We start from the raw sequence: 22651 nt of genomic DNA on the forward strand, positions 1-22651 counted from the left end.
GTTTTCAAGGCTGGCCCCTCAGCTATTGGCTCCCATTCACTTGAGAGTTCTGGTCTTCCGCGTTGGGCCAAACCCAGGAAGAAGTTGTTCTGCGATCTTGCTTGTGTTTCTCGATCGCGAGTTCGTGCTGCAGTGTCAGATCGATGTCGTCCCACCCGTTGATCAGCTTTGTTCGCCAACTGTTGTCGAGTGAGAATGGAACTTCGGATCCACCGACGATGATCTGTCCGTGCTCCAGATGAATGTGTACCGAACCACCGCCTTCGTTGAGTTCGCCAGTCAGGCGCTCAAGATCGGCTTCGGAAACGAGCGCTGGCAACAGACCGTTGTTGACCGCATTGCTCGCAAAGATGTCGCCGAAGCTCGGTGCCACAACGGCCCGAAAACCTGCATCCACCAAAGCGTAGACCGCAGCTTCGCGCGAAGAGCCGCTGCCGAAATTCCGGCCCGCAATCAAGATGCTGGCATGCGGAAACTGATTGAGTGGAAAGTCCGGGCGTTCCGATCCGCCCTCCAGACGCCTCAGATCATGAAGGAGGAACTGTCCATACCCCTCTGACCGTGGCGTCGACATGAACCGGGCTGGGATGAGCTGATCCGTATCGATGTTGTGAACCGGCAAAGCAACTGCTTGCCCCTGATGTTCCGACCAGCCAGCCATCAGACTGCCCTCCCTTTCAAGAGAGGACGAACATCGGTGATGGTGCCGGTCACAGCGGCGGCTGCGACCATTGCCGGTGACATGAGATGCGTGCGGGCACCGGGGCCTTGGCGCCCGCGAAAGTTCCGGTTTGTCGACGATGCACAGCGCTTGCCCGGCGCAACGATGTCGCCGTTCATGCCGACACACATGGAACAGCCGGACGCAGACCACTCCAAACCAGCTTCCCGAAAAATCTGGTCCAGACCTTCTTGTTCTGCCTGGTGGCGGACAAGGGCCGAGCCCGGAGAAACCAGTCCGGGCACCTTCGCAGAGCGTCCTGCAAGGACAGCTGCGGCCGCGCGGAGATCTTCGATACGCCCGTTGGTACATGAACCGAGGAACACCTGATCGACCGGCGTGCCTTCGATCGGGCGCCCGGCGGCCAAGCCCATATAGTCCAGCGCGTCGCGCGCAGCCTTTTGCTTTTCGTCTGACAAACGGGACGGATCAGGCAGCGTTGCCCCGACCGGCAAGGCTTGTTCGGGACTTATGCCCCAAGTGACTGTTGGAGCGATCTCTTCTGCGGCCAGGCTCACATCCTTGGCAAAGATCGCATCCTCGTCCGAGCGCAGTTTCTGCCACTTTTTCTGAGCTTCTTCAAAAGCTTCGCCGGTTGGTGCGAAGGGCCGCCCCTTGAGATAGGCAAAGGTGGTGTCGTCCGGCGCAACCATGCCAAAGCGGCCGCCACCTTCGATCGAAAGGTTGCAGAGCGTCATCCGCCCTTCCATCGACAAATCCCGGATGGCGCTTCCGGCATATTCGATGGCGTGTCCCCGTGCGCCGTCGGACCCAAGTTTCGCGATCCAGTTGAGCGCGATATCCTTGGCGCTGATGCCCTCGGCCAGTTTCCCGTCAACGATGATGCGCATGGCCGCTGGTTTTTTCTGCCAGACGGTTTGTGTCGCAAGAACATGGGCGACTTCCGTCGCTCCGATGCCAAAGGCGAGTGCGCCAAACGCACCGTGGGTCGATGTGTGGCTGTCGCCACAATTGACAAGCAGACCGGGCAAGGTCAGTCCCTGCTCGGGGCCCACGACATGCACGATGCCCTGCGCCGGATCCATCAGATCGAACAGACGCAAACCGTGCAGCGTTGCATTCGCGCGCAGCGTTTCGATCATGCGGCGGATTTTGGGGTCCGCAATATGTTCCCGGTGGCGCGTCGGCGCATAGTGATCAACAACGGCAAAGGTCAATTCGGGTTCAGCGACGGCCGCGCCACGTTCGGCCAGTTTGGCGAACGCATGATGGGACCCTTCATGTACAAGGTGCCGGTCCACCCATAAAAGCGATGTCCCGTCTTCACGGGTCAGCACTTCGTGCGACGACCAAAGTTTATCGAGAAGGGTCGCGGCCACAGTCATGCACCCTCCTCGTGCGTCTTGCCAATCGCCGGTTCCCAATGACGGGCATTGCCATCCCCAACGCGGGTCAGCGGCATCTCAAGCCGGAACATGTCCGGGCGGTAAAGACCGGCCAGATACTCCACACCGTTGCCATCAACGTCCTTGACCACGCGGCGCAAGGACAGAAGCGCAGAGCCGACAGCGACTTCGAGAGCGTCGGCAATTTCCGGGCCGGCAAGGGTTGCGGAAACCGACTGATGAGCATCCTTGATCTGGACACCGCCACGCTCCAGCAATTTGAATAGCGGGGTCGTCGCCAGATCATTTTCTGAATAGTTGCGAGCGATTTCAGCCGGGACATAGGTTGTCAGGTGTGAAAAAGGTGTCTGGTTCGTGCTCCGGACACGGGTTGCGATTTGGACTTGTTCATCGCCCGGCAGCCCGAGAGCGGATGCCACGAAATCCGGCGCAGCATCGTATGAAAAGGACAGAAGGCGCGCCGTTGTGCTTTGACCCATTTCAACAAGTTGCGGCATCAGAGTCGCAAGGTTCATGGCGACCGGTTTGTCCAGCTGACCCGCTGTCGAGACAGTTGTCCCGCTGCCTGCACGCCGGATGATGAGGCCTGACGCGGCCAACGCATCAAGCGCCCGGCGTACTGTCACACGCGATACGCCAAAAACCTCGGAGAGTTTCTGTTCGCCCGGGAGGGTTTGCCCATCCTGAAACCTGCCATCGGAAATCTGATCACGGAGAGACAGGTAGACCTGCCGCGCCTTTGCGCCTTCCGGCAACACCGATTTCGCATGCTTGTTCACGTACGCAAGCCTCCGTGGGTAAAGCTCAATGGTATCGCTGGATACTAAAATATCAAGTTGCCGGTCCGATATTTTTTTCATTTTTTGTATTAGATATTTTTTTAAGCTGTATTATGTTTAATACAAATTGCTGTAGGGAGGCAGTATGCCGATTGTCGAATTGCACGTATTGCAAGGCTACGAGCCGCAAGAAAAATTGCGCCTTCATGAGGCTCTGACCGATGCCATACGCCTCGTCGTGCCGGCTCCACCCGAAGCAATTACCGTCCTGATCCATGAATTAAAGGGCGAGGACTACTCCCGCGGCGGCGTTCACCGGCAAAGCGCTCCGGCTTTGCCTGACGCGGGCGATCTTGTCCGGGCGTACTTAAGCGCCATGGAGGCGAGGGACCTGGAGCGTGCGCAATCGATGCTCAGCACAGACTTCGGGATGGAGTTCCCGGGCACTGGCCCACTCCGGACGCTCGACGAACTGATCGCCTGGGCAAAGCCCCGCTACCGCTTCGTGAAGAAAACCTATGTCGGCTTCGATGTCATGCAAAGCCGCGAAGCGGCCACAGTTGTATATTGCCGCGGCACCCTCTCCGGCGAATGGCCGGATGGAGACAGCTTTGACGGCATTCGTTTCATCGATCGGTTCGAAGTCGTCGCCGGCAAAATTACCCGCCAGGACGTTTGGAACGACATTGCAGAAGTAAAGGCCACCGCATGAGCGAGATCGACCCGATAACCTTATCGGTTCTAGCCGGCCGCATGGAACAGATTGCGGACGAAATGGACGCAACGCTCTTCCGCGCAGCGTTCAATCCCATTATTGCCGAAGCGCATGATGCCAGTCACGGTCTCTATCACGCAGAGACCGGGGACACGCTGGTCCAGGGAAAATCCGGACTTCCGATTTTCGTCGGTGTGATGTCCTTTGCCGTCAAGGCCGTGATTGAGAAAGCTGCCGCCGATGGAGATTTGAGCGACGGCGACATCTTCATCTTCAATGACGCACATATCGGCGGCACGCACCTGTCGGACATGCGGCTGGTCCGCCCTTATTTCCGCGATGGCAAACTGTTTTGCTACCTTGCCTCCGTCGGCCACTGGCATGATGTCGGCGGGGCCGTTCCGGGCAACTACAATCCGGCGGCAACGGAAGTCTTTCAGGAAGCGTTTGTCCTGCCCCCGGTGCGTTTGGCGCGTGGTGGCGTGGTCAATCAGGACATCATCGACATTCTCCTGCGCAACACACGCCTGCCCCAATCGGCCATGGGCGATCTCAATGGCCAGCTGGGCGCCCTCGATCTTGGCGTCAAACGCATGGACGAATTGCTCGATGAATATGGAGCCGCGACCGTAAGCGGCGCTCTGGAGGCTCTTGGTCATCGCGCAGAGGCGCTGATGCGCTCTGAGTTGACTGACCTACCGGATGGGCGCTGGGAAGCGGAAGACTTTCTTGACAATGACGGCATTACCGATGAGCCGCTGGCAATCCGCGTCGCGTTGGAAATCAAGGACGATAACCTGACCCTGGATTTCACCGGCTCCGCGCCACAATGCGCCGGCCCGGTCAACATCGCGCTGCCGACGACCGTTGCCACGGCCTACGTTGCCATCAAGCACATCTTCCCGGCCTTGCCTGCAAACGCCGGCGTGATGCGCCCAATTACGGTCAATGTGCCGGAGGGATCGTTGTTGTCGGCTGAATTTCCGGCTCCAACCGGCGGCTATACCGAGACAATTCTCCGCATGATCGATGTGATCTTCTCCGCCTTTGCCAAGGCCGCACCGGATCGGGTTGTCGCGAACGCCTATGGCACGATCAATGCCCTGTCGATTGCAGGAAAAAAGAGCGACGGCAAGCCCTGGGTCATGTTCAGCTTTTATGGCGGCGGTCATGGCGGTTCGCTGGAAAGCGACGGCCTGAACCACGGCAACGCTCCGATTTCAACGGCGACCATTCCACCAATGGAAATTCTCGAGGCCGCCTATCCGGTCATGTTCCGCCAGTGGGCCCTGCGGCCAGACAGCGCCGGTGCAGGAGCTCATCGGGGTGGCATGGGCGCAATCTACGAGATCGAAGTCCTGGAAGAAAACGGGGCGGAGGCCTTCCTGTTCGGAGAACGTGGCCGGTTTGCGCCAAAAGGCATTGCGGATGGATACGACGGAGAGCTCAACCAATTCACCTATGAACAGGACGATGGTTGGAAAACACCTCCGCTTGCCTCAAAAATGCGCGGCATCAAGTTGCGCCAGGGCCAGGCTGTGCGCCTGGAAACACCCGGTGGCGGCGGATACGGCAAGGCAGAAAACCGTCAACCGGGCGACATCGCCCGTGACGTGGCACGTGGTCTGATCAGCTCAGATGCGGCCGACGAGAATTACGGTACGGCTTGGCGGGAGGTGTCCCAATGAGCGGACGGATGATTGGTGTTGATGTCGGCGGAACATTCACGGACGTCTTTGTTCTCAATGAAGCCGATGGCAGGGCCGCCGTTGCAAAGGTTCCGACGACCCGCCCGGACCAATCCGGTGGTTTCCTCGATGGTATCGGCAAGCAGGTTGATGACCTGTCAACGATTTCAGTGGTTGTTCATGGCACCACGGCAGGGACCAATGCGCTTCTTGAACGCAAAGGCGCACCGACCGGGGTGATCTGCACGGAAGGTCTGCGGGACGTACTGGAGATGCGCCGCCGGGACCGGCCTCGCACTTGGGGACTTCGCGGGGACTTTGAACCGGTTGTCGACCGGCGCAACCGTCTTGAGGTGCCAGAACGAACCCTGGCAGATGGAACCATTCGCACACCGGTGGATCTTGATGCCGTCCGCGCTGCCGCACAGCAACTCCAGGCGCAAGGCTGCGAGGCCGTCGCAATCCTATTCGCCAACGCCTATGCAAATCCGGACAATGAAAAGGCGGCTGTTGCTGCAGTCCGCGAAATCTGGCCGAATGCCCATGTGTCCGCGTCCTCGGAAATCCTCCCTGAAATCCGCGAATTTGAGCGGTTTTCGACAACGGCACTGAACGCTTACCTGCAGCCGGAAGTGTCTGGATATCTTGGCCGCCTGGAACAGGCACTCAAGACCGGCGGGTTCGACGGCGAATTCATGATCGTTCAGTCGAACGGCGGGGTCATGGCTGTTGATACGGCCTGCAAGCTACCGGTGCGCACGGCGCTCTCCGGCCCGGCCGCGGGAGTGATCGCCGCAGGTTACATTGCCTCATCGGCCGGGTTCGACAATGTCATCACTGGAGACATGGGCGGCACCAGTTTTGATGTGTCCCTGATTTCGGACGGCCAGTCGATGCTGTCTCCCCAGACATCGATTGACTTTGGGATGGTGGTCCGCACGCCCATGATCGAGATCACCACGATCGGTGCTGGCGGCGGATCCATTGCCTGGGTCGACAAGGGTGGTCTTTTGAACATTGGGCCGGAAAGCGCAGGCTCCGACCCTGGTCCCGTTGCCTATGCGCTCGGAAATGACCGGCCGACCGTCACAGATGCAAACGTTGTTCTTGGCCGCATTGATCCGGAGAGCCCCATCGGAGGAAAGCTGGACCGGCTGGACGTCGAAGCGGCCGCCAAAGCGATCGACATTCATGTGGGAGAGCCACTTGGCCTCGACACGTTACAGGCGGCAGAGGCCATCATGCGGGTTGCCAATTCCCGTATGGCTGGTGCCATCCGCTTGGTTAGCATCGAGCGCGGCTTTGATCCGAAGAACTTTGCCTTCATGCCTTTTGGCGGTGGCGGAGCGCTTCATGCGGGCGCAATGCTTGCCGAGGTCGGCATCGCTAAGGCCATCGTGCCAAGGTATCCAGGCGTCACCTCGGCCATGGGCTGCGTCATTGCGGATATGCGCCAGGACTTCGTTCAGACCATCAACTCGCTGGTTGATGCCCTCGACGAAAATGCGTTGGCGGACCACATGCAAACCCATGTCGATAGCGGCATGGCACTTCTGGATGCCGCACGCACAACGTTCGAAGCCCGCGACATCAGTTTTGAGCTGGACATGGCCTACATCGGTCAGACGCATACGGTCTCCGTACCGGTTGCAGTGACTGTGCGCGACGGCAAGGTGACAGCTCCGAGCAAGGCGGATATCGAAGCCGCTTTTGATGCGGCTTACAAATCCGCCTTCGGCCGCCTCTTGAACAACGGCGTCCGGCGGATTTTGAACTTGCGCACCGCTGTCACCGGAAAACGTCCGAAATTCGATCTGAAAACACTTGCCCCTTCAGCTGGCGGCCCGGCGGAACCCAAATCGACCCGCAAGGTGCATTTCGGGGATTCCTGGTACGAGACAGCGATCTACGACCGCCTTTCCCTGCCCGCGGGTACGCTGATCAATGGGCCAGCGATCCTGGTCCAGCCGGATACAACCGTTCTGGTTGAGCCCAATCTGCAAGCGCGTGTGGACGCTTTCGGCAACACCGTTCTCGAGCCCTTGGAGAGCACGTCATGATTGATATGAAATCGTGGGATCCACAGCGAACGGCGATCCTGACCATCGATCTGCAGAACGATTTTCTGCACCCAAAGGGCGCGTATGGGCGAGCAGGTCAGTCGGCCGACAGCATCGCGGCGTTGCCGCATCGCATAGCGCCCCTGGTGAAGGCCTTACGGGCACGCGGCGGCCACTACATTTCGGCGCAATTCACACTGGTCCCGAATGCTTCCGGCGAGCCTTTGATTTCCCCACACCTGAAAGTCCTGCGGCCCTTCCTCGGTAAAGGCGATTTTGCGCCGGGCAGCTTCGGCCATACGCTGGTCGATGAACTCTTTCCAGCTGATTTCGTCGTTGAAAAGGTGGCCTATTCCGCCTTTTACCAGACACGACTGGAATACATCATGCGCGCTGTTGGCATCGACAAGCTGATCGTTGGCGGGATAGTTACAAACGGAGGTGTCGCATCCACACTACGCGACGCTCATCTGCGCGATATTGAAACCGTGCTTTTGACGGACGGGTCCGCTGCCTTCAAGAACGATGTGCACGAAGCAACCTTGCTGTCTCTGGCGACCGTGACCCATCAGATGGCGTGTTCCGACCTGCTAGACACCATGACAACCGATTGGCCGGAGGTGGCGGCATGAGCCTTAAGAAACGCCTGCAGCAGAACGAGATTGTTATCGCCCCTGGTGTTTATGACGGCCTCACGGCTTCGCTTGCCGAAGCCGCCGGGTTCGAAGCCCTTTATTTGAGCGGTGCCGCTGTCGCCTACACCCGTTTGGGCCGCCCGGACATCGGCCTCTCCTCCTTTACGGAGATGGCGGACACGATGGCGCTGATTGCCGATCGGACCGACCTACCGGTGATTATCGATGCCGATACCGGGTTCGGGAACGCGCTGAACGCCCAAAGAACCATGCGGCTTTATGAGCGCGCCGGGGCAACTGCGCTTCAGGTCGAAGACCAGACCTATCCGAAGCGCTGCGGGCATCTTGCCGACAAATCCCTGATCTCTGCTGCTGAGATGACTGGGAAGGTTAAGGCCATGGCGGACGCACGAGCCTCAGAGGAAACCCTGATTATTGCCCGGACGGACGCCATTGCGGTTGAGGGATTTCAAGCGGCCATCGACCGGGCCGGGGCCTATCTGGAGGCCGGTGCAGACATTCTCTTCATCGAAGCGCCCCAATCGCGCGAACAACTGACCGAAGTCGCAACTCAATTCTCAGGCCGTGTGCCGCTTCTGGCAAACATGGTGGAAGGCGGCGCAACCCCTATTTCCGGCGCTTCCGATCTGGAAGCTCAAGGCTTTTCCATCGTGATCTTTCCGGGCGGCATCGTGCGGGCTTTGGCCAAGACCGCACAAGAGTATTACGCCAGCCTACATGCCAATGGCAGCAACCGGCCATTCAAAAACCGTATGTTCGATTTCGACGGCCTGAATGGCGTGATCGGAACCGCGGATATGCTGGCGAAGGGTTCAAGCTATGACCCAAGTGACCGTTGAGGTTTCACCGGCACCGGCCGCATTTGATCTGGACTGTGAAACCCTGATCATTGGGGCCGGTGCAGCCGGTCTCGTTGCAGCACTTTCCGCTCAGGAGGCCGGGCAATCCGTTCTTGTGGTGGAGGCGGATCCCATCCCGCGCGGATCCACGGCGCTCTCTGCAGGGCTCATACCGGCTGCTGGAACCAGTATTCAAAGGGCAGCGGGTATCGCAGACAGCGCAGACCTTTTTGCACATGACATTCAGGCTAAGGCAAAGCAGGAAAATGATCCGGAGCTCGTGGACCTCCTGACGCAGCAGTCTGGTCCGGCCATCGACTGGCTGAGCGAGACGCACGGCCTGCCGTTTTCGGTCATCACCAACTTCGATTACCCCGGTCATTCCAAACACAGAATGCATGGCCTGCCCACTAGGTCCGGCATTGAACTCATCGACAGCCTTCGCTCAACCTGCGAGGCCCAAGGCATCGACATCATCTGTGAACGGCGCGCGGTGCGGCTTCATACCGAACAGGGCCGGATTACCGGTGTGACCATTCAGCGCCCCGATGGCGGACTGGAGACCCTCGGATGTGAAAAGTTGATCCTGGCCTGCAATGGTTTCGGCGGAAACCGCGATCTTGTCAGCCAGTTCATGCCGGACATTGCCGACGGCCTTTGGTTTGGCCACGACGGCAATCGCGGGGAAGCCATTGTCTGGGGAAAAGACATCGGCGCGGATATGGCGCATCTTGGCGCCTACCAGGGCCACGGAAACGTTGCGCATCCGCACGGGATCCTGATCACATGGGCGGTGATCACAAGCGGCGGCGTCCAGGTGAACCGCGAAGCAGAGCGCTTCTGGGATGAATCTCAAGGTTACTCCGAAGGCGCCCGTGCGGTCTTGGCCCAACCAGGCAGGGAAGCCTTTACAATCTTTGACGGCCGGATTGCGGAGATCGCCCGCCAGTTTGAGGACTTCAAAAACGCTGAAGCTGTGGGCGCGATCAAGGTCAGTGAGACGCTTGAAGGCCTTGCAGACCAGCTCGGCCTCCCGGCGGGAAATCTGACCGCCACAATCTCGAACCTGCCAATGAATGCAACAGATGGCTTTGGCCGCAAGTTTGGCGACACACAGCTAGCCCCACCCTATTTCGGTGTCCGGGTAACGGGCGCCCTGTTTCACACACAGGGCGGCCTGCGAACCGATGAAAACGCACGTGTCCTAAAGACGAATGGGACACCAATACCCAATCTTCATGCCTGCGGCGGCGCAGCGTGCGGCGTTTCAGGCCGCGGCGACAGCGGGTATCTCTCTGGCAACGGTCTCTTGAGTGCCGTTGTCCTCGGCCGGCTCGCCGGACGGGCGCCTCTCGCATAAGGCCGAGTACTGCAATTCAAATATGGGTCGTCCAAGCGGCACTAGCGGAGACCACCATGCGCTCCATATAACTGTCGTAATTGCTGCTTGGCTGATCCCAGAAAGGGCGCACGAACACTGAACCCGCGAAACGCTGAAAATAGTATTGTGACAAAACGGCAAAGCTTGGAGGCACAGAGAAAAACATGCTCGGCTTGACCGGACCGGAAATTGGTCATTTGCTGTTGTCGCTGATTTTTGTTCTCATTGCCTTTGCCGCTTGGCGGAGTGTGAGCAAGGACAAGTAGACGTCGAAAGGCGGTCAAGATCCGCAGGACCTGTGATCAGACGAGACTTGCATGAGTTCCTACATCACCAAGACAAGCTGGTCCGGAAAGATCCTTTTCATCCTCACAAGCGTTCTGATTGGCAGTCCGTCGACCAAAGCCGAAGAACTGTTCGGTCCCTCCGCGAAGATGGCATTGGAAGGCGCGATAACATCCGTCTGTGCTCACACACCTGCGACCGGGCTTTCAATTCAAAACGCAGTTCCGCAAAGCTGGCTGCTCAACGAAACGAGTGTCCCAGTTTCCGGTACCCCGGTCCGGCAAGACATCCGCCTGGTTTTGCCTGGAGGTGATGAGCTCACCGTTGAAATCCGCCTCGCAGGAGGATCGCCCCGCCAAATACGGGCCACCTACTCTCGGAACAAGGACAATGCGCTTCTTCCCAGCCTTCTTGCGATAGCAGATGGCAGCTGCGTGGTGCGATCCGCCCGCAAGATCCGCTTCGAAGATGAGCCGTGGGTTCTGATGGATCAGCTCGAGGGCGACATGGAAACCCTTCGCTGGACAGAGACTCTTCAAGCCCCATGGCCTGATGGCACAGATCCCGGCGGCGCGCGGGTGGCTTTTGTTGACTCCGGACTTGCCTATGACCTGCCCCTGTTTCGCAATCGCCTGGCGCGGGACGATGACGGCGCTCCGATTGGATACGACTTTTGGGATATGGACCCCTGGCCTTATGATGGCGACACCTCCAGGGGTGCGTTTCTCCCGGTGCGCCACGGCACAGCGGTCGCCTCCGTATTCGCCCGCGAAGCTCCAAATGCGGCTCTGGTCCCGTTCCGTTATCCGCGCCCGGATATGAGCCGGATGGCGGATATCGTCGCTCGTGCACTCGACGAAGAGAGCCGGATCCTTGCGATGCCACTCGGAAGCAATTCAGAAAAAGACTGGACGGACTTCGCCGAAGCACTCAAAGACCAGAACATCTTGGCCATCGTGTCAGCTGGCAACAATGGCCGCGATATCGATGCACAACCGGTCTATCCAGCGGCGCTCGATCTGGACAACATTCTGACGGTCACCTCGGCTGATGGCTTTGGCCGATTGGCGCCGGGGTCAAACTGGGGCAGCGCCAGCGTCGACCTGATGGTCCCTGCGGAAAACATCGCGGTGACCGATTTCCGGGGAGCTGCTGGCGTCACATCCGGCTCCAGCTATGCCGTCCCGCGCCTTGCCGCACTTGCCGCCCGGCTTCTGGAAAAAGACCCAGACCTGGCCGCTCTGGAGCTTAAAGCGTTGATCACCGCGCGTGCCGTGGCCTCTCCCTTTGAAACGGAGAGCCGTGTGGCTGTCGGCTGGATCCCGGATCCGGAGAAGGATTGATTTTCTTCGGCGATAACCTGCACTCGCTGCATACCGACCAGGTGGATACTCAATAAAGGTTTGCGCTAGTGAAACGGCTTTGGGCTCAAAGACTGCCGCTTTTTTCTGCAGTTGCGGTCAGTTGGCGGCTGGCTCCAGTCCTTGTGCAAAGCAATTTATCTCTGCCATAGTACAGGTCACCTCCCGCGCGACACGAGCACTCCATGGCCATTCATGCAAGTCTTTATCACCTAACCCACTATGCCTATGACCGGCCGGTGACACTTTCACCGCAGATTGTCAGGCTGAGACCGGCACCGCACAGCCGGACGCGGGTGATTTCGCACAGCCTGAAGGTTTCTCCAGGTGGCCATTTCGTCAATCATCAGCAAGACCCATACGGCAACTGGCTCGCCCGTTTCGTATTCCCGGAACCGGTTCGGGAGTTCAAAATCGAAGTCGATCTTGTTGCGGACATGACCGTCTACAATCCGTTCGATTTTTTCGTTGAAGATCGCGCCGAGCATTGGCCATTCGAGTACGATGCGGACCTGAAAGACGATCTGGTCATCTATCGGACACCAGAGGCGGAAGGGCCGAAACTGGCAAAATTCATCGGGTCGATCGGTCTGGACGAAACCCGCACGGTCGACTTTCTTGTTGGCCTCAATCACAGGGTCTCGGAGGAAATCGACTATACAATCCGCTTGGAGCCAGGCGTTCAGACGCCTGAGGAGACCCTCACCAAAGGGTCCGGATCGTGCCGGGATTCAAGCTGGCTGCTTGTTCAGGTGCTCAGGCATCTCGGATTTGCCGCGCGGTTCGTCTCCGGCTACCTGATCCAGTTGAAACCGGATCTGAAGGCTCTGGATGGCCCCTCCGGCACAGACCATGATTTCACGGATCTCCATGCCTGGGTGGAGGTGTATATTCCCGGTGCAGGATGGATCGGTCTTGATCCGACATCCGGCCTTTTGACCGGTGAGAGCCATATCCCGCTGGCGGCAACACCCCATTACAAGAACGCGGCTCCGATTTCCGGGTCGGCCACATTTGCCGAAACCGACTTCAAGTTCGACATGAACATCGCCCGTGTTTCCGAGCATCCAAGAATTACAAAACCCTTTTCCGATGACGCCTGGGAACGGCTTCTTCAAACCGGACGAAACGTCGATGAGGCTCTGACAAGCGGAGATGTCCGGCTCACAATGGGCGGGGAGCCGACCTTTGTCTCCATTGATGACTTTGAAAGTTCAGAGTGGAACACCGCCGCCGTCGGCCCGACAAAACGGGGGTTGGCCGATCAGTTGATCCGCCGCCTGCGCGAACGGTTTGCGCCCGGCGGGGTCCTGCACTACGGGCAGGGGAAATGGTATCCAGGAGAGACCCTGCCCCGCTGGACGTTTTCGCTGTTTTGGCGGACAGACGGCACGCAGATCTGGAAAAACCCGGACCTGATCGCGCTTGAGGACAGCAAGCCCGTCGAAGATCCAGCCAAGGCAGGAGCGCTGCTCGAAGCGATTGCCGAACATCTCGACCTGCCGAAGGAGCATGTCCAACCAGTCTTTGAAGATCCAGCCGAATGGATCGTGAAGGAAGCAAACCTTCCGGAGAACATCTCGCCACAGAATCCAAAACTAAAAGATGCCGAGGAGCGGGCCCGGTTTGCACGCGTCTTTGGTCGTGGCCTTGAAACCGCGGTCGGATACGTGCTGCCGGTCCAGAGCTGGCAGAGCAAAAGCACAGGGCCAAAATGGCGGTCTGAACGCTGGCGGTCGCGCCGGGGCCACCTGTTCCTCGTTCCAGGCGACAGCCCTGCCGGTTTCCGATTGCCGCTTGGATCCCTGCCCTATATCCGGCCTGTCGATTATCCCTACACGTACACGGCGGACCCTTCCCTGCAAACTGCTGCCCTGCCGGACTATCAGAATGAGCTCACGCAGAAACGCCGGCGTGGCATTCAGGAGGAAATTGACCGGCTCGCCGCAGAGGAGAAGGAAAAAGCTGAGCTTTTGCCGGAGACAAGTGCTGAGCATTCCCAACCGGTACAGACACAGCGGGAAACTGGAGATGTTCAAACTGTTGTCCCGCAAGGAGCGGTCGATCCGTCCGACGGATCCGTCCGAACCGCGCTTGCGATCGAACTGCGCGAGGGTCGGTTGTGCATCTTCATGCCGCCCGTCGAACGTCTTGAAGAGTATCTCGAGCTTCTCGCCGCCGCAGAGCTGAGTGCAGAACAGCTCTGCCTCAAGGTTCATATCGAAGGATATGGACCGCCGAATGACCCAAGGCTCAACGTTGTCCGGGTCGCTCCAGATCCGGGTGTTCTGGAGGTCAACATTCATCCCGCTGCAAGCTGGGACGATTGTGTCACGACGACGGAAGCGATCTACGAAGAGGCCCGGCAATGCCGCTTGGGGGCGGACAAGTTCATGATTGATGGCCGGCACACGGGTACCGGCGGCGGAAATCATGTTGTCGTTGGCGGTGCGACGCTGGAAGACAGTCCTTTCTTGCGGCGCCCGGACCTCCTCAAGTCACTGATCTTGCTGTGGCAGCGTCACCCGTCATTGTCGTACCTGTTTTCCGGGCTGTTTATCGGCCCCACCAGCCAGGCTCCACGGATCGACGAAGCCCGCCACGACACTCTTTACGAGCTTGAAATCGCGTTGTCCCAGATTGCCGGGCCGGGCACTGGAGATTACACGCCGCCCTGGCTTGTTGACCGCCTGCTCCGGAACATGATGACGGATGTCACCGGCAACACCCACCGGGCAGAAATCTGCATCGACAAGCTTTATTCCCCGGATGGCCCGACCGGCCGTTTGGGACTTGTAGAGTTCCGGGGCTTCGAAATGCCACCGCACCCGCGCATGAACCTTGCGCAGCAGCTGCTCTTGCGCGCCATCATTGCACGGTGCTGGGCGAAACCGGTGACGGGCCAGCCGGTGCGCTGGGGCACGGTTCTTCATGATCGATACATGCTCCCGCATTTTGTCTGGCAGGATTTCCTCTCCGTTCTTGCGGATTTGAAAGACCATGGTTTCGAACTCGATCCGGTCTGGTATGAAGCCCAAGCCGAGTTCCGCTTCCCGTTCTGTGGTGCGGTCGATGTCGAAGGCGTTCATCTGGAGATCCGGCAGGCCCTGGAACCGTGGCATGTCCTTGGCGAGACCGGAGCAATTGGCGGAACGGTCCGGTACACCGACAGCTCGGTGGAGCGCCTTCAAGTGCAGATGACGACCGCCTTCAAAGACCGGTATGCCATCATGTGCAACCAGCGCCCAATACCGATGACCGAAACCGGTACGGCGGGAACCAATGTTGGCGGTGTCCGTTTCAAAGCCTGGCAACCGGCCGAAGCCTTGCACCCCATTCTGCCAGTCAACGCCCCCTTGACCTTCGACATCTATGACCGCTGGTCATCGCGGCCGGTCGGCGGGTGCGTTTATCATGTGGCGCATCCGGGCGGCCGGAACTACGACACATTTCCCGTCAATGGCAACGAAGCGGAAGCCCGCAGGCTGGCCCGGTTCGAAGGGTTTGGCCATTCCTCCGGACAGTACACACCTTTATGGGAAGCGCCGCATCCAGAGTTCCCAATGACGCTGGATCTGCGGCGGCAGGGCGGGTTGATATGACCACGCCCGCAAAAGAAACCCTTTCGGCAACAAACCCCTTGTTGCGGGATTATGCCCTCCAATCCGGCGTCGCTGACGAGCTGCTTGACCCGGATGGCGTGATGCGCCCGGTTTGGGGGCCATTCATTGAGCAACTGTCGCAACTGTCGCAGCCGGAGATCACGGCCTGTTTCGCCCGTGGAGATCAATACCTGCGGGATGCCGGAGTGTTTTTCCGCCAATACAGCACCGACCCTCACCAGGAACGCGACTGGCCGCTGAGCCATGTTCCGGTGATCCTGCACGAAAGAGAATGGGCAGAGATCTGTGAAGGGCTGACGCAACGCGCTGAGCTCTTGGAGCGGGTGGTGGCCGATCTTTATGGTGACGCAGCCCTGGTTCGCGATGGTCATTTGCCTGCAGAGCTTGTCGCACAAAACCCAGAATGGCACCGACCTCTCGTCGGTTTGACACCGGCTTCAGGCCACCATCTCCATTTTCTGGCGTTCGAAATCGGCCGCAGCCCGGACGGGTCCTGGCTGGTGCTTGGTGACCGGACACAAGCCCCATCCGGCGCTGGTTTTGCGCTGGAAAACCGGATGGCGACTGTACGGGTGTTTCCCGAACCATTTCCTCAATCCAGGGTACAGCGGTTGGCAGGTTTTTTCCGCGCCTTTCGCGATGCCATGGATGACTTGCCTTCGACTGAGGGGGGGCGCACTGCGATCCTGACGCCGGGCCCCGGCAACGATACTTACTTTGAACACACTTACATTGCGCGTTATCTCGGACTGACACTTCTGGAGGGCGCAGATCTTCTTGTGCAGGACGGCACGGTTCAAATGCGGACCGTGTCCGGCCCCAAACCGGTCAGTGTTCTGTGGCGCCGGCTGGATGCGTCATACGCGGATCCGTTGGAACTTGATGAGACATCTCACCTTGGAACACCTGGACTAGTAGATGCGGTTCGCCACTCGAATGTGAATCTGGTCAACAGCCTCGGCTCCGGGATCCTTGAAACCAGAGCCTTGATGGCATTCCTGCCGCAGATCGCCGATGTGGTATTGGGTGAACATCTGAAAATCCCAAATCTGGCAACCTGGTGGTGCGGACAAGCCGCCGAGCGGGACTATGTGAAAGCCAACGCAGAAGACTTGTTCGTCGGGGAAGCCTTCAGCAGGGCCCTGCCCTTCGATATCGGCCGGACAGATGGTCCAAGACACGACCCAGCTTTGCAAACGCCCGAGGCCCTCTCGACCTGGATAGACACCGGCGCCGGCCAGCTTGTCGGACAAGAGGCCGTAACCCTATCGACCACACCGGTCTGGGATGGCGACAGGCTTGTCCCCCGCCCCATGAGCATCCGTGTCTTTGCTGCCCGCACGGCCGAAGGGTGGGTTTTCCTGCCCGGAGGCTATGCCCGGATCGGCCGCGGCGGCGATGCCACAGCCCTCTCCATGCAACAAGGCGGGTCAGTCGCAGACGTCTGGGTAATGAGAGACAGCGCTGTCAGGCAGGAGACGCTTTTCGATGCGAAGAACTTCCGGCGTCAAGGGCCAAGCGTCCTGCCCAGCCGGGCGGCGGACAATCTCTTTTGGCTCGGACGCTATATAGAAAGAGCTGAGGGCGTGATCCGACTGCTGCGCGGCTATCATCTGCGGCTTGCTGAGGCAGGATATGACCAAGACCCGCGGCTTGTTCAAATCGCAGAACAGCTCCGACTGCTGTCGCTCGATCCTGATGAGGCCGTCATCACCGCGCTGAACCCACCATTGAGCGCTGCCCGGGTATCTGCGGGCAAAGTCCGCGACCGGTTTTCCATAGATGGTTGGGCGGCCCTCGCCGATCTCACCAACAGTTTGAAAGATCTGACCCCGGACCTTGCCCGTGGAGACGACACGGCGAGAGCGCTTGGCATTCTTTTGAGAAAGATCACCGGCTTCAAAGGCCTTGTGCATGAAAACATGCACCGGACCTCCGGTTGGCGGTTCCTGACGCTCGGCCGGGCGATAGAACGCGCAGATGGGGCGGCCGGCGTATTGATGGCATTTACAGGAGATGACGCCGGACCCGGTTTCCCGGATGTTGCCCTTGAGTATGCTGACAGCGTGATCACCCATCAGCGCCGTTATCGCATTGACCCAACAAACGAAACCGTCACCGACCTCTTGGCTCTCGATGCCAGCAATCCACGCGCAATACTCTTTCAGGTCACAGCCATGCGGCGGATTGCAGAGGACCTGCCGAATGCAAGGATTAGCGGCCGCGTGTCGCCCGTTCTCAGGGCGCTACTGCCACTTGAGGCGCAGCTGTCTGTCGCCTCACCATCAGAAATGAACGCACGGCGGCTAGAACGCGTTCGCATTCGTCTGTCCGAAGTCTCGGACCGCCTGACCACCAATTATCTGATCTAGGATCGGAATGAAAACTGATGCGCTACGAAATTCGCCTGACAGTCGGATATGATTATGGGGCGCCATCTGAACACGCACGAACCCTTGTCCGGCTTTTGCCCTCCGACGTCCCGGGCAAACAGACCGTCCCCTCCAGATTGCTGACTATTGAGCCCAAGCCTCAGGAACGACACGATACCCGTGATTTTTTTGGCAATGTCATGACGGTCCTGGTGTTTCACGAGCCAATCGACAAGATCGAAGTGTCTCTCAAGGCGACTGTTGAACGGCTCCAACCTGCAGCCAGTCTCGATTTTTCGCCGGACCTCAAAACGCTTGAACAGGAGGTTTTGGCGAACCGGAACCTAACCGCCATCGCCCCGGCACACTATACAGGTATCTCTCCAAGGGTTCCGGCCGATTCAGCCATAACGGAATTTGCCAAGGATCAATCAGGCACTGGGCTTTCCACCATGAGCATCGTGAAAGCTATTGGCAAAGCGTTGCACGAAGAAATGCGTTTTGATCCGGAGGCAACAGAAGTGTCCACATCGCCCGCCGAGGCGTTTTCACAACGCCATGGTGTGTGTCAGGATTTTTCCCATATCATGATTTCAGGCTTGCGATCGCTTGGTATCCCGGCCGGATATGTGTCCGGCTTCTTGAGAACATTGCCTCCAAAAGGTCAACCGCGCCTCGAGGGCGCCGATGCCATGCATGCTTGGGTTTGTGCATGGTGTGGCATAGAGACCGGGTGGATTGAATACGATCCGACGAACGCCTGCTTCGCTGGCTCGGACCATATCGTCGTTGCCTATGGCCGCGACTATTCGGATGTCGCACCCGTCAAAGGCGTTTTGCGATCTTCCGGCGACCAAAGCAGCTTCCACGCTGTAGACGTTCGGCCACTATGATTCATTTTAGGTCTTGAACCGAAGCTAGGCCTTTATTCAGGTAGCTTTGATTTTGTGATCAGACTTTTACGCATTTGCCTTTTTGTTTGAGCTTTATTGCTTTTTGGTCGTCTGCTAGGAGTTCGGAGCGCAGCTGTTTCAAGACGCGCATATCCCCGCCAAAGAGCGAGGTTTTGATTTTTTTGGGGATTTGATTGCGGGAGCAGGATTTGAGTGTTTTCTGCCCCGTTGCGTCGGACGTTGTCCTCCTTCCGGGGACCCCGTCAGGTCAAAATCAGCGACCCCTTCCAACAAAAAAGCCGCCCAAAAGGCGGCTGTTTTTATTGGTTGCGGGAGCAGGATTTGAACCTGCGACCTTCAGGTTATGAGCCTGACGAGCTACCGGGCTGCTCCATCCCGCGTTAAGGTGGAGGCTATCGTTGAAGAGGTGTGCTGATGTGTTGGCACACTTTTGGAAGAGATGCACTCAAGCAGGCGTTAGCCGATAGTGCACTGAAGTTTCCAAATTGCGCTTTGCAGGCCTGGCAGCGACCTACTCTCCCACACCTTAAGATGCAGTACCATTAGCGCTGGGGAGTTTCACGGCCGAGTTCGGGATGGGATCGGGTGGGGGCTCCCCGCTAGAGCCACCAGGCCGGCGAAGGGCAATTTGGATGTAAAACTGGTCTTGTTGTTTAGCCCTCACGGCCGCACCGCGCATGACTGCGCTGGCCTGCGGGAACGCGGCCTGACCGGCCGGCGCGCGTTGCGCTTGCGAACCTTTCGGTTCGACGTCATTTCCCTTGAGAATCTAAACTGGTCTTATTTTGAAGTTGATTAGAGCACTTACCGAAGCCTTCAGGCTTCGCAAGGCCAAGTGGCCGCCGCGCACTTTTGCGCGCCCCCGCGGAGCTTAGCGCCACAGGCGCGCTCAAGCGTGAGCGCAAACCATCTAATCTTTTACAAAGCGCCTTTTGGCGCTTTTAAAAGATGAACATTGACTAATGAGAGGATCAAGCCGAACGAGCTATTAGTAAAGCTAAGCTTCATGCATTGCTGCACTTCCACACGCTTCCTATCGACGTGGTGGTCTTCCACGGCTCTTCAGGGAGAACTGGTTTTGAGGTGGGTTTCCCGCTTAGATGCTTTCAGCGGTTATCCCGTCCGTACATAGCTACCCTGCAATGCGGCTGGCGCCACAACAGGTCCACCAGAGGTACGTCCATCCCGGTCCTCTCGTACTAGGGACAGATCCTCTCAATTCTCCTACACCCACGGCAGATAGGGACCGAACTGTCTCGCGACGTTCTGAACCCAACTCACGTACCACTTTAATTGGCGAACAGCCAAACCCTTGGGACCTGCTCCAGCCCCAGGATGTGATGAGTCGACATCGAGGTGCCAAACAATGCCGTCGATATGGACTCTTGGGCATCATCAGCCTGTTATCCCCGGCGTACCTTTTATCCGTTGAGCGATGGCCCTTCCACGAGGGACCACCGGATCACTATGGCCGTCTTTCGACTCTGCTCGACTTGTCAGTCTCGCAGTCAGGCAGGCTTATGCCATTGCACTCAACGAGCGATTTCCGACCGCTCTGAGCCCACCTTCGCGCGCCTCCGTTACCATTTGGGAGGCGACCGCCCCAGTCAAACTACCCGCCACACACGGTCCCGGACGTTGTTGCGCCGCGGTTAGATATCCATAAGGACAAGGGTGGTATTTCAAGGATGACTCCACATCTGCTGGCGCAAATGCTTCAACGTCTACCACCTATCCTACACATGTCATTACGAATACCAGTGTGAAGCTGTAGTAAAGGTGCACGGGGTCTTTCCGTCTGACCGCAGGAACCCCGCATCTTCACGGGGAATTCAATTTCACTGAGTCTATGCTGGAGACAGCGGGGAAGTCGTTACGCCATTCGTGCAGGTCGGAACTTACCCGACAAGGAATTTCGCTACCTTAGGACCGTTATAGTTACGGCCGCCGTTTACTGGGGCTTCAATTCGGTGCTTGCACACCTCCTCTTAACCTTCCAGCACCGGGCAGGCGTCAGACCCTATACGTCGTCTTGCGACTTCGCAGAGCCCTGTGTTTTTGATAAACAGTCGCCACCCCCATTTCTGTGCCACCTATACCTGGTTGCCCAAGTACAGGTCTCCCTTCTCGCGAACTTACGGGAGCATTTTGCCGAGTTCCTTCAGCATAGTTCTCTCAAGCGCCTTGGTATTCTCTACCAGTCCACCTGTGTCGGTTTCGGGTACGGTTTATACGGTGGAGCTATTTCCTGGAACACCTTCGCTGCACCCCCAATCCAATAAGGAGATACAACACACGGCATCCGTCACTACCACCAAGTACAGGAATATTAACCTGTTTCCCATCGACTACGCCTTTCGGCCTCGCCTTAGGGGCCGACTAACCCTGCTCCGATTAGCGTTGAGCAGGAACCCTTGGACTTTCGGCGAGGGAGTCTCTCACTCCCTTTATCGTTACTCATGTCAGCATTCGCACTTCTGATATCTCCAGGAGCCCTCGCGGGTCTCCCTTCGCAGACTTACAGAACGCTCCGCTACCGCATGCACTTAAAGTGCACACCCGCAGTTTCGGTGTATGGCTTGAGCCCCGGTACATTTTCGGCGCGGAGACCCTTATTTAGACCAGTGAGCTGTTACGCTTTCTTTAAATGATGGCTGCTTCTAAGCCAACATCCTGGTTGTTTTGGGATCTCTACATCCTTTCCCACTTAGCCATAACTTAGGGACCTTAACTGGCGGTCAGGGTTGTTTCCCTCTCCACAATGGACGTTAGCACCCACTGTGTGTCTGCCGGATAGTACTTCTCGGTATTCGGAGTTTGGTTAGGATCAGTAAGGCGGTAAGCCCCCATAGCCCATCCAGTGCTCTACCCCCGAGAGTATTCATCCGACGCTCTACCTAAATAGATTTCGCGGAGAACCAGCTATTTCCGAGTTTGATTGGCCTTTCACCCCTAGCCACAGCTCATCCCCGACTTTTTCAACAGGCGTGGGTTCGGTCCTCCAGTGCGTGTTACCGCACCTTCAACCTGGCCATGGCTAGATCACTCGGTTTCGGGTCTAATCCAACGAACTTGACGCCCTATTCAGACTCGCTTTCGCTGCGCCTACACCTATCGGCTTAAGCTTGCTCGTTAAATTAAGTCGCTGACCCATTATACAAAAGGTACGCTGTCAGGCACGAAGCCCTCCAACTGTTTGTAGGCATCCGGTTTCAGGGTCTGTTTCACTCCCCTCGTCGGGGTGCTTTTCACCTTTCCCTCACGGTACTTGTTCGCTATCGGTCGACAAGGAGTACTTAGGCTTGGAGGGTGGTCCCCCCATGTTCAGACAGGATTTCACGTGTCCCGCCCTACTCAAGTCCTCAATCTCACAACACCCGTACGGGGCTATCACCCACTAAGGCCCGACTTTCCAGACGGTTCCGGTTAATTCAATTGAGGCACTGGCCTGGTCCGCGTTCGCTCGCCACTACTAGCGGAGTCTCGGTTGATGTCCTTTCCTCCGGGTACTTAGATGTTTCAGTTCCCCGGGTTTGCTCCCATTAAAGGGTACTCCATACGGAGTGGGTTGCCCCATTCAGAAATCCACGGATCAAAGCTTATTCGCAGCTCCCCATGGCTTATCGCAGCGTATCACGTCTTTCATCGCCTCTTGTCGCCAAGGCATCCACCGAATGCCCTTAAGACACTTGATCACTCTCATTATCAATGTTCATCTTTTTCAAGAGCCTCAAAGGCTCTTAAAAAGATCATGTTTGCTGGCACTACCGCCCTTCGGGCTACTTGAGTGCGTTACACCCAACCAGCTTCAGAGCAATAAAAACCAACAAAGTTTGCTTCAAACCAGATCAAGCATGGGCCCCTTTGTAAAAACCCAAGCCATCAAAGGC

The 22651-nt window shown here is 57.8% G+C and carries 13 protein-coding genes, 1 tRNA gene and 2 rRNA genes; 10 read left to right on the forward strand and 6 right to left on the reverse strand.

The window, feature by feature from the left end:
- Positions 1 to 22: 22 nt before the first annotated feature.
- Genes leuD through AC0J4F_RS04590 form a run of 3 tightly spaced genes read right to left on the reverse strand, consistent with a single transcriptional unit; the run spans position 23 to position 2867 of the window.
- Entirely contained in the window at positions 23 to 661 is a 639-nt protein-coding gene (gene leuD / locus AC0J4F_RS04580; RefSeq protein ID WP_473025556.1) for a 3-isopropylmalate dehydratase small subunit, read from the reverse strand.
- On the reverse strand, positions 661 to 2067 hold the full coding sequence (gene leuC, locus AC0J4F_RS04585; RefSeq protein ID WP_473025557.1) for a 3-isopropylmalate dehydratase large subunit: 1407 nt from the start codon (positions 2065 to 2067) through the stop codon (positions 661 to 663). The genes leuD and leuC overlap by 1 nt, the downstream gene beginning before the upstream one ends.
- Positions 2064 to 2867 carry a GntR family transcriptional regulator gene (locus AC0J4F_RS04590; protein ID WP_473025559.1) on the reverse strand — a complete coding sequence of 268 codons (804 nt, stop codon included), beginning with the start codon at positions 2865 to 2867 and terminating at the stop codon, positions 2064 to 2066. Before AC0J4F_RS04590 ends, leuC begins: the two co-directional genes overlap by 4 nt.
- A 145-nt stretch (positions 2868 to 3012) precedes the next feature.
- Between AC0J4F_RS04590 and AC0J4F_RS04595 the strand changes: the two genes are divergently transcribed.
- From AC0J4F_RS04595 to AC0J4F_RS04640, 10 genes are all read left to right on the forward strand, one after another.
- The gene (locus AC0J4F_RS04595; protein WP_473025560.1) at positions 3013 to 3579 is read left to right on the forward strand and encodes a nuclear transport factor 2 family protein; all 567 of its coding nucleotides are present in this window, start codon (positions 3013 to 3015) and stop codon (positions 3577 to 3579) included.
- Positions 3576 to 5270, forward strand: coding sequence for a hydantoinase B/oxoprolinase family protein (locus AC0J4F_RS04600; protein WP_473025561.1), 1695 nt, complete (start codon positions 3576 to 3578; stop codon positions 5268 to 5270). Before AC0J4F_RS04595 ends, AC0J4F_RS04600 begins: the two co-directional genes overlap by 4 nt.
- Entirely contained in the window at positions 5267 to 7330 is a 2064-nt protein-coding gene (locus AC0J4F_RS04605; RefSeq protein ID WP_473025563.1) for a hydantoinase/oxoprolinase family protein, read from the forward strand. Before AC0J4F_RS04600 ends, AC0J4F_RS04605 begins: the two co-directional genes overlap by 4 nt.
- The gene (locus tag AC0J4F_RS04610) at positions 7327 to 7962 is read left to right on the forward strand and encodes a cysteine hydrolase family protein (RefSeq protein ID WP_473025564.1); all 636 of its coding nucleotides are present in this window, start codon (positions 7327 to 7329) and stop codon (positions 7960 to 7962) included. Before AC0J4F_RS04605 ends, AC0J4F_RS04610 begins: the two co-directional genes overlap by 4 nt.
- Positions 7959 to 8825 (forward strand): isocitrate lyase/phosphoenolpyruvate mutase family protein, encoded by an 867-nt coding sequence (locus tag AC0J4F_RS04615; protein WP_133945525.1) that lies wholly within the window; start codon positions 7959 to 7961, stop codon positions 8823 to 8825. The genes AC0J4F_RS04610 and AC0J4F_RS04615 overlap by 4 nt, the downstream gene beginning before the upstream one ends.
- Positions 8806 to 10185, forward strand: coding sequence for an FAD-dependent oxidoreductase (locus AC0J4F_RS04620; RefSeq protein WP_133945522.1), 1380 nt, complete (start codon positions 8806 to 8808; stop codon positions 10183 to 10185). The genes AC0J4F_RS04615 and AC0J4F_RS04620 overlap by 20 nt, the downstream gene beginning before the upstream one ends.
- Positions 10186 to 10523: 338 nt before the next feature.
- Positions 10524 to 11834, forward strand: coding sequence for a S8 family serine peptidase (locus AC0J4F_RS04625; RefSeq protein ID WP_473025565.1), 1311 nt, complete (start codon positions 10524 to 10526; stop codon positions 11832 to 11834).
- A 203-nt stretch (positions 11835 to 12037) separates the two neighbouring features.
- Complete coding sequence (locus tag AC0J4F_RS04630; RefSeq protein WP_473025566.1) at positions 12038 to 15454, forward strand: transglutaminase family protein; 3417 nt, start codon at positions 12038 to 12040, stop codon at positions 15452 to 15454.
- Positions 15451 to 17847, forward strand: a complete 2397-nt coding sequence (locus AC0J4F_RS04635; RefSeq protein ID WP_473025567.1) for a circularly permuted type 2 ATP-grasp protein — start codon at positions 15451 to 15453, stop codon at positions 17845 to 17847. The genes AC0J4F_RS04630 and AC0J4F_RS04635 overlap by 4 nt, the downstream gene beginning before the upstream one ends.
- A gap of 17 nt (positions 17848 to 17864) precedes the next feature.
- Positions 17865 to 18740, forward strand: a complete 876-nt coding sequence (locus AC0J4F_RS04640; RefSeq protein WP_473025568.1) for a transglutaminase family protein — start codon at positions 17865 to 17867, stop codon at positions 18738 to 18740.
- 324 nt (positions 18741 to 19064) lie between these two features.
- Here the strand turns inward: AC0J4F_RS04640 and AC0J4F_RS04645 are convergent.
- The 3 genes from AC0J4F_RS04645 to AC0J4F_RS04655 form a co-directional block, all read right to left on the reverse strand.
- Positions 19065 to 19141 (reverse strand) — tRNA-Met (locus AC0J4F_RS04645).
- A gap of 118 nt (positions 19142 to 19259) precedes the next feature.
- Positions 19260 to 19374 (reverse strand): 5S ribosomal RNA (gene rrf, locus AC0J4F_RS04650).
- A gap of 354 nt (positions 19375 to 19728) precedes the next feature.
- A 23S ribosomal RNA gene (locus AC0J4F_RS04655) occupies positions 19729 to 22456 on the reverse strand.
- Positions 22457 to 22651: the final 195 nt, after the last annotated feature.

It is taken from the genome of Roseibium sp. R5, from assembly GCF_055755305.1.

Coding starts and splice junctions, on each gene's coding strand:
- AC0J4F_RS04620 (WP_133945522.1), top strand. CDS start 8,806: ATGACCCAAGTGACCGTTGAGGTTTCACCGGCACCGGCCGCATTTGAT.
- AC0J4F_RS04595 (WP_473025560.1), top strand. CDS start 3,013: ATGCCGATTGTCGAATTGCACGTATTGCAAGGCTACGAGCCGCAAGAA.
- AC0J4F_RS04610 (WP_473025564.1), top strand. CDS start 7,327: ATGATTGATATGAAATCGTGGGATCCACAGCGAACGGCGATCCTGACC.
- AC0J4F_RS04630 (WP_473025566.1), top strand. CDS start 12,038: ATGGCCATTCATGCAAGTCTTTATCACCTAACCCACTATGCCTATGAC.
- AC0J4F_RS04640 (WP_473025568.1), top strand. CDS start 17,865: ATGCGCTACGAAATTCGCCTGACAGTCGGATATGATTATGGGGCGCCA.
- leuC (WP_473025557.1), bottom strand. CDS start 2,067: ATGACTGTGGCCGCGACCCTTCTCGATAAACTTTGGTCGTCGCACGAA.
- AC0J4F_RS04605 (WP_473025563.1), top strand. CDS start 5,267: ATGAGCGGACGGATGATTGGTGTTGATGTCGGCGGAACATTCACGGAC.
- AC0J4F_RS04600 (WP_473025561.1), top strand. CDS start 3,576: ATGAGCGAGATCGACCCGATAACCTTATCGGTTCTAGCCGGCCGCATG.
- AC0J4F_RS04615 (WP_133945525.1), top strand. CDS start 7,959: ATGAGCCTTAAGAAACGCCTGCAGCAGAACGAGATTGTTATCGCCCCT.
- AC0J4F_RS04635 (WP_473025567.1), top strand. CDS start 15,451: ATGACCACGCCCGCAAAAGAAACCCTTTCGGCAACAAACCCCTTGTTG.
- leuD (WP_473025556.1), bottom strand. CDS start 661: ATGGCTGGCTGGTCGGAACATCAGGGGCAAGCAGTTGCTTTGCCGGTT.
- AC0J4F_RS04625 (WP_473025565.1), top strand. CDS start 10,524: ATGAGTTCCTACATCACCAAGACAAGCTGGTCCGGAAAGATCCTTTTC.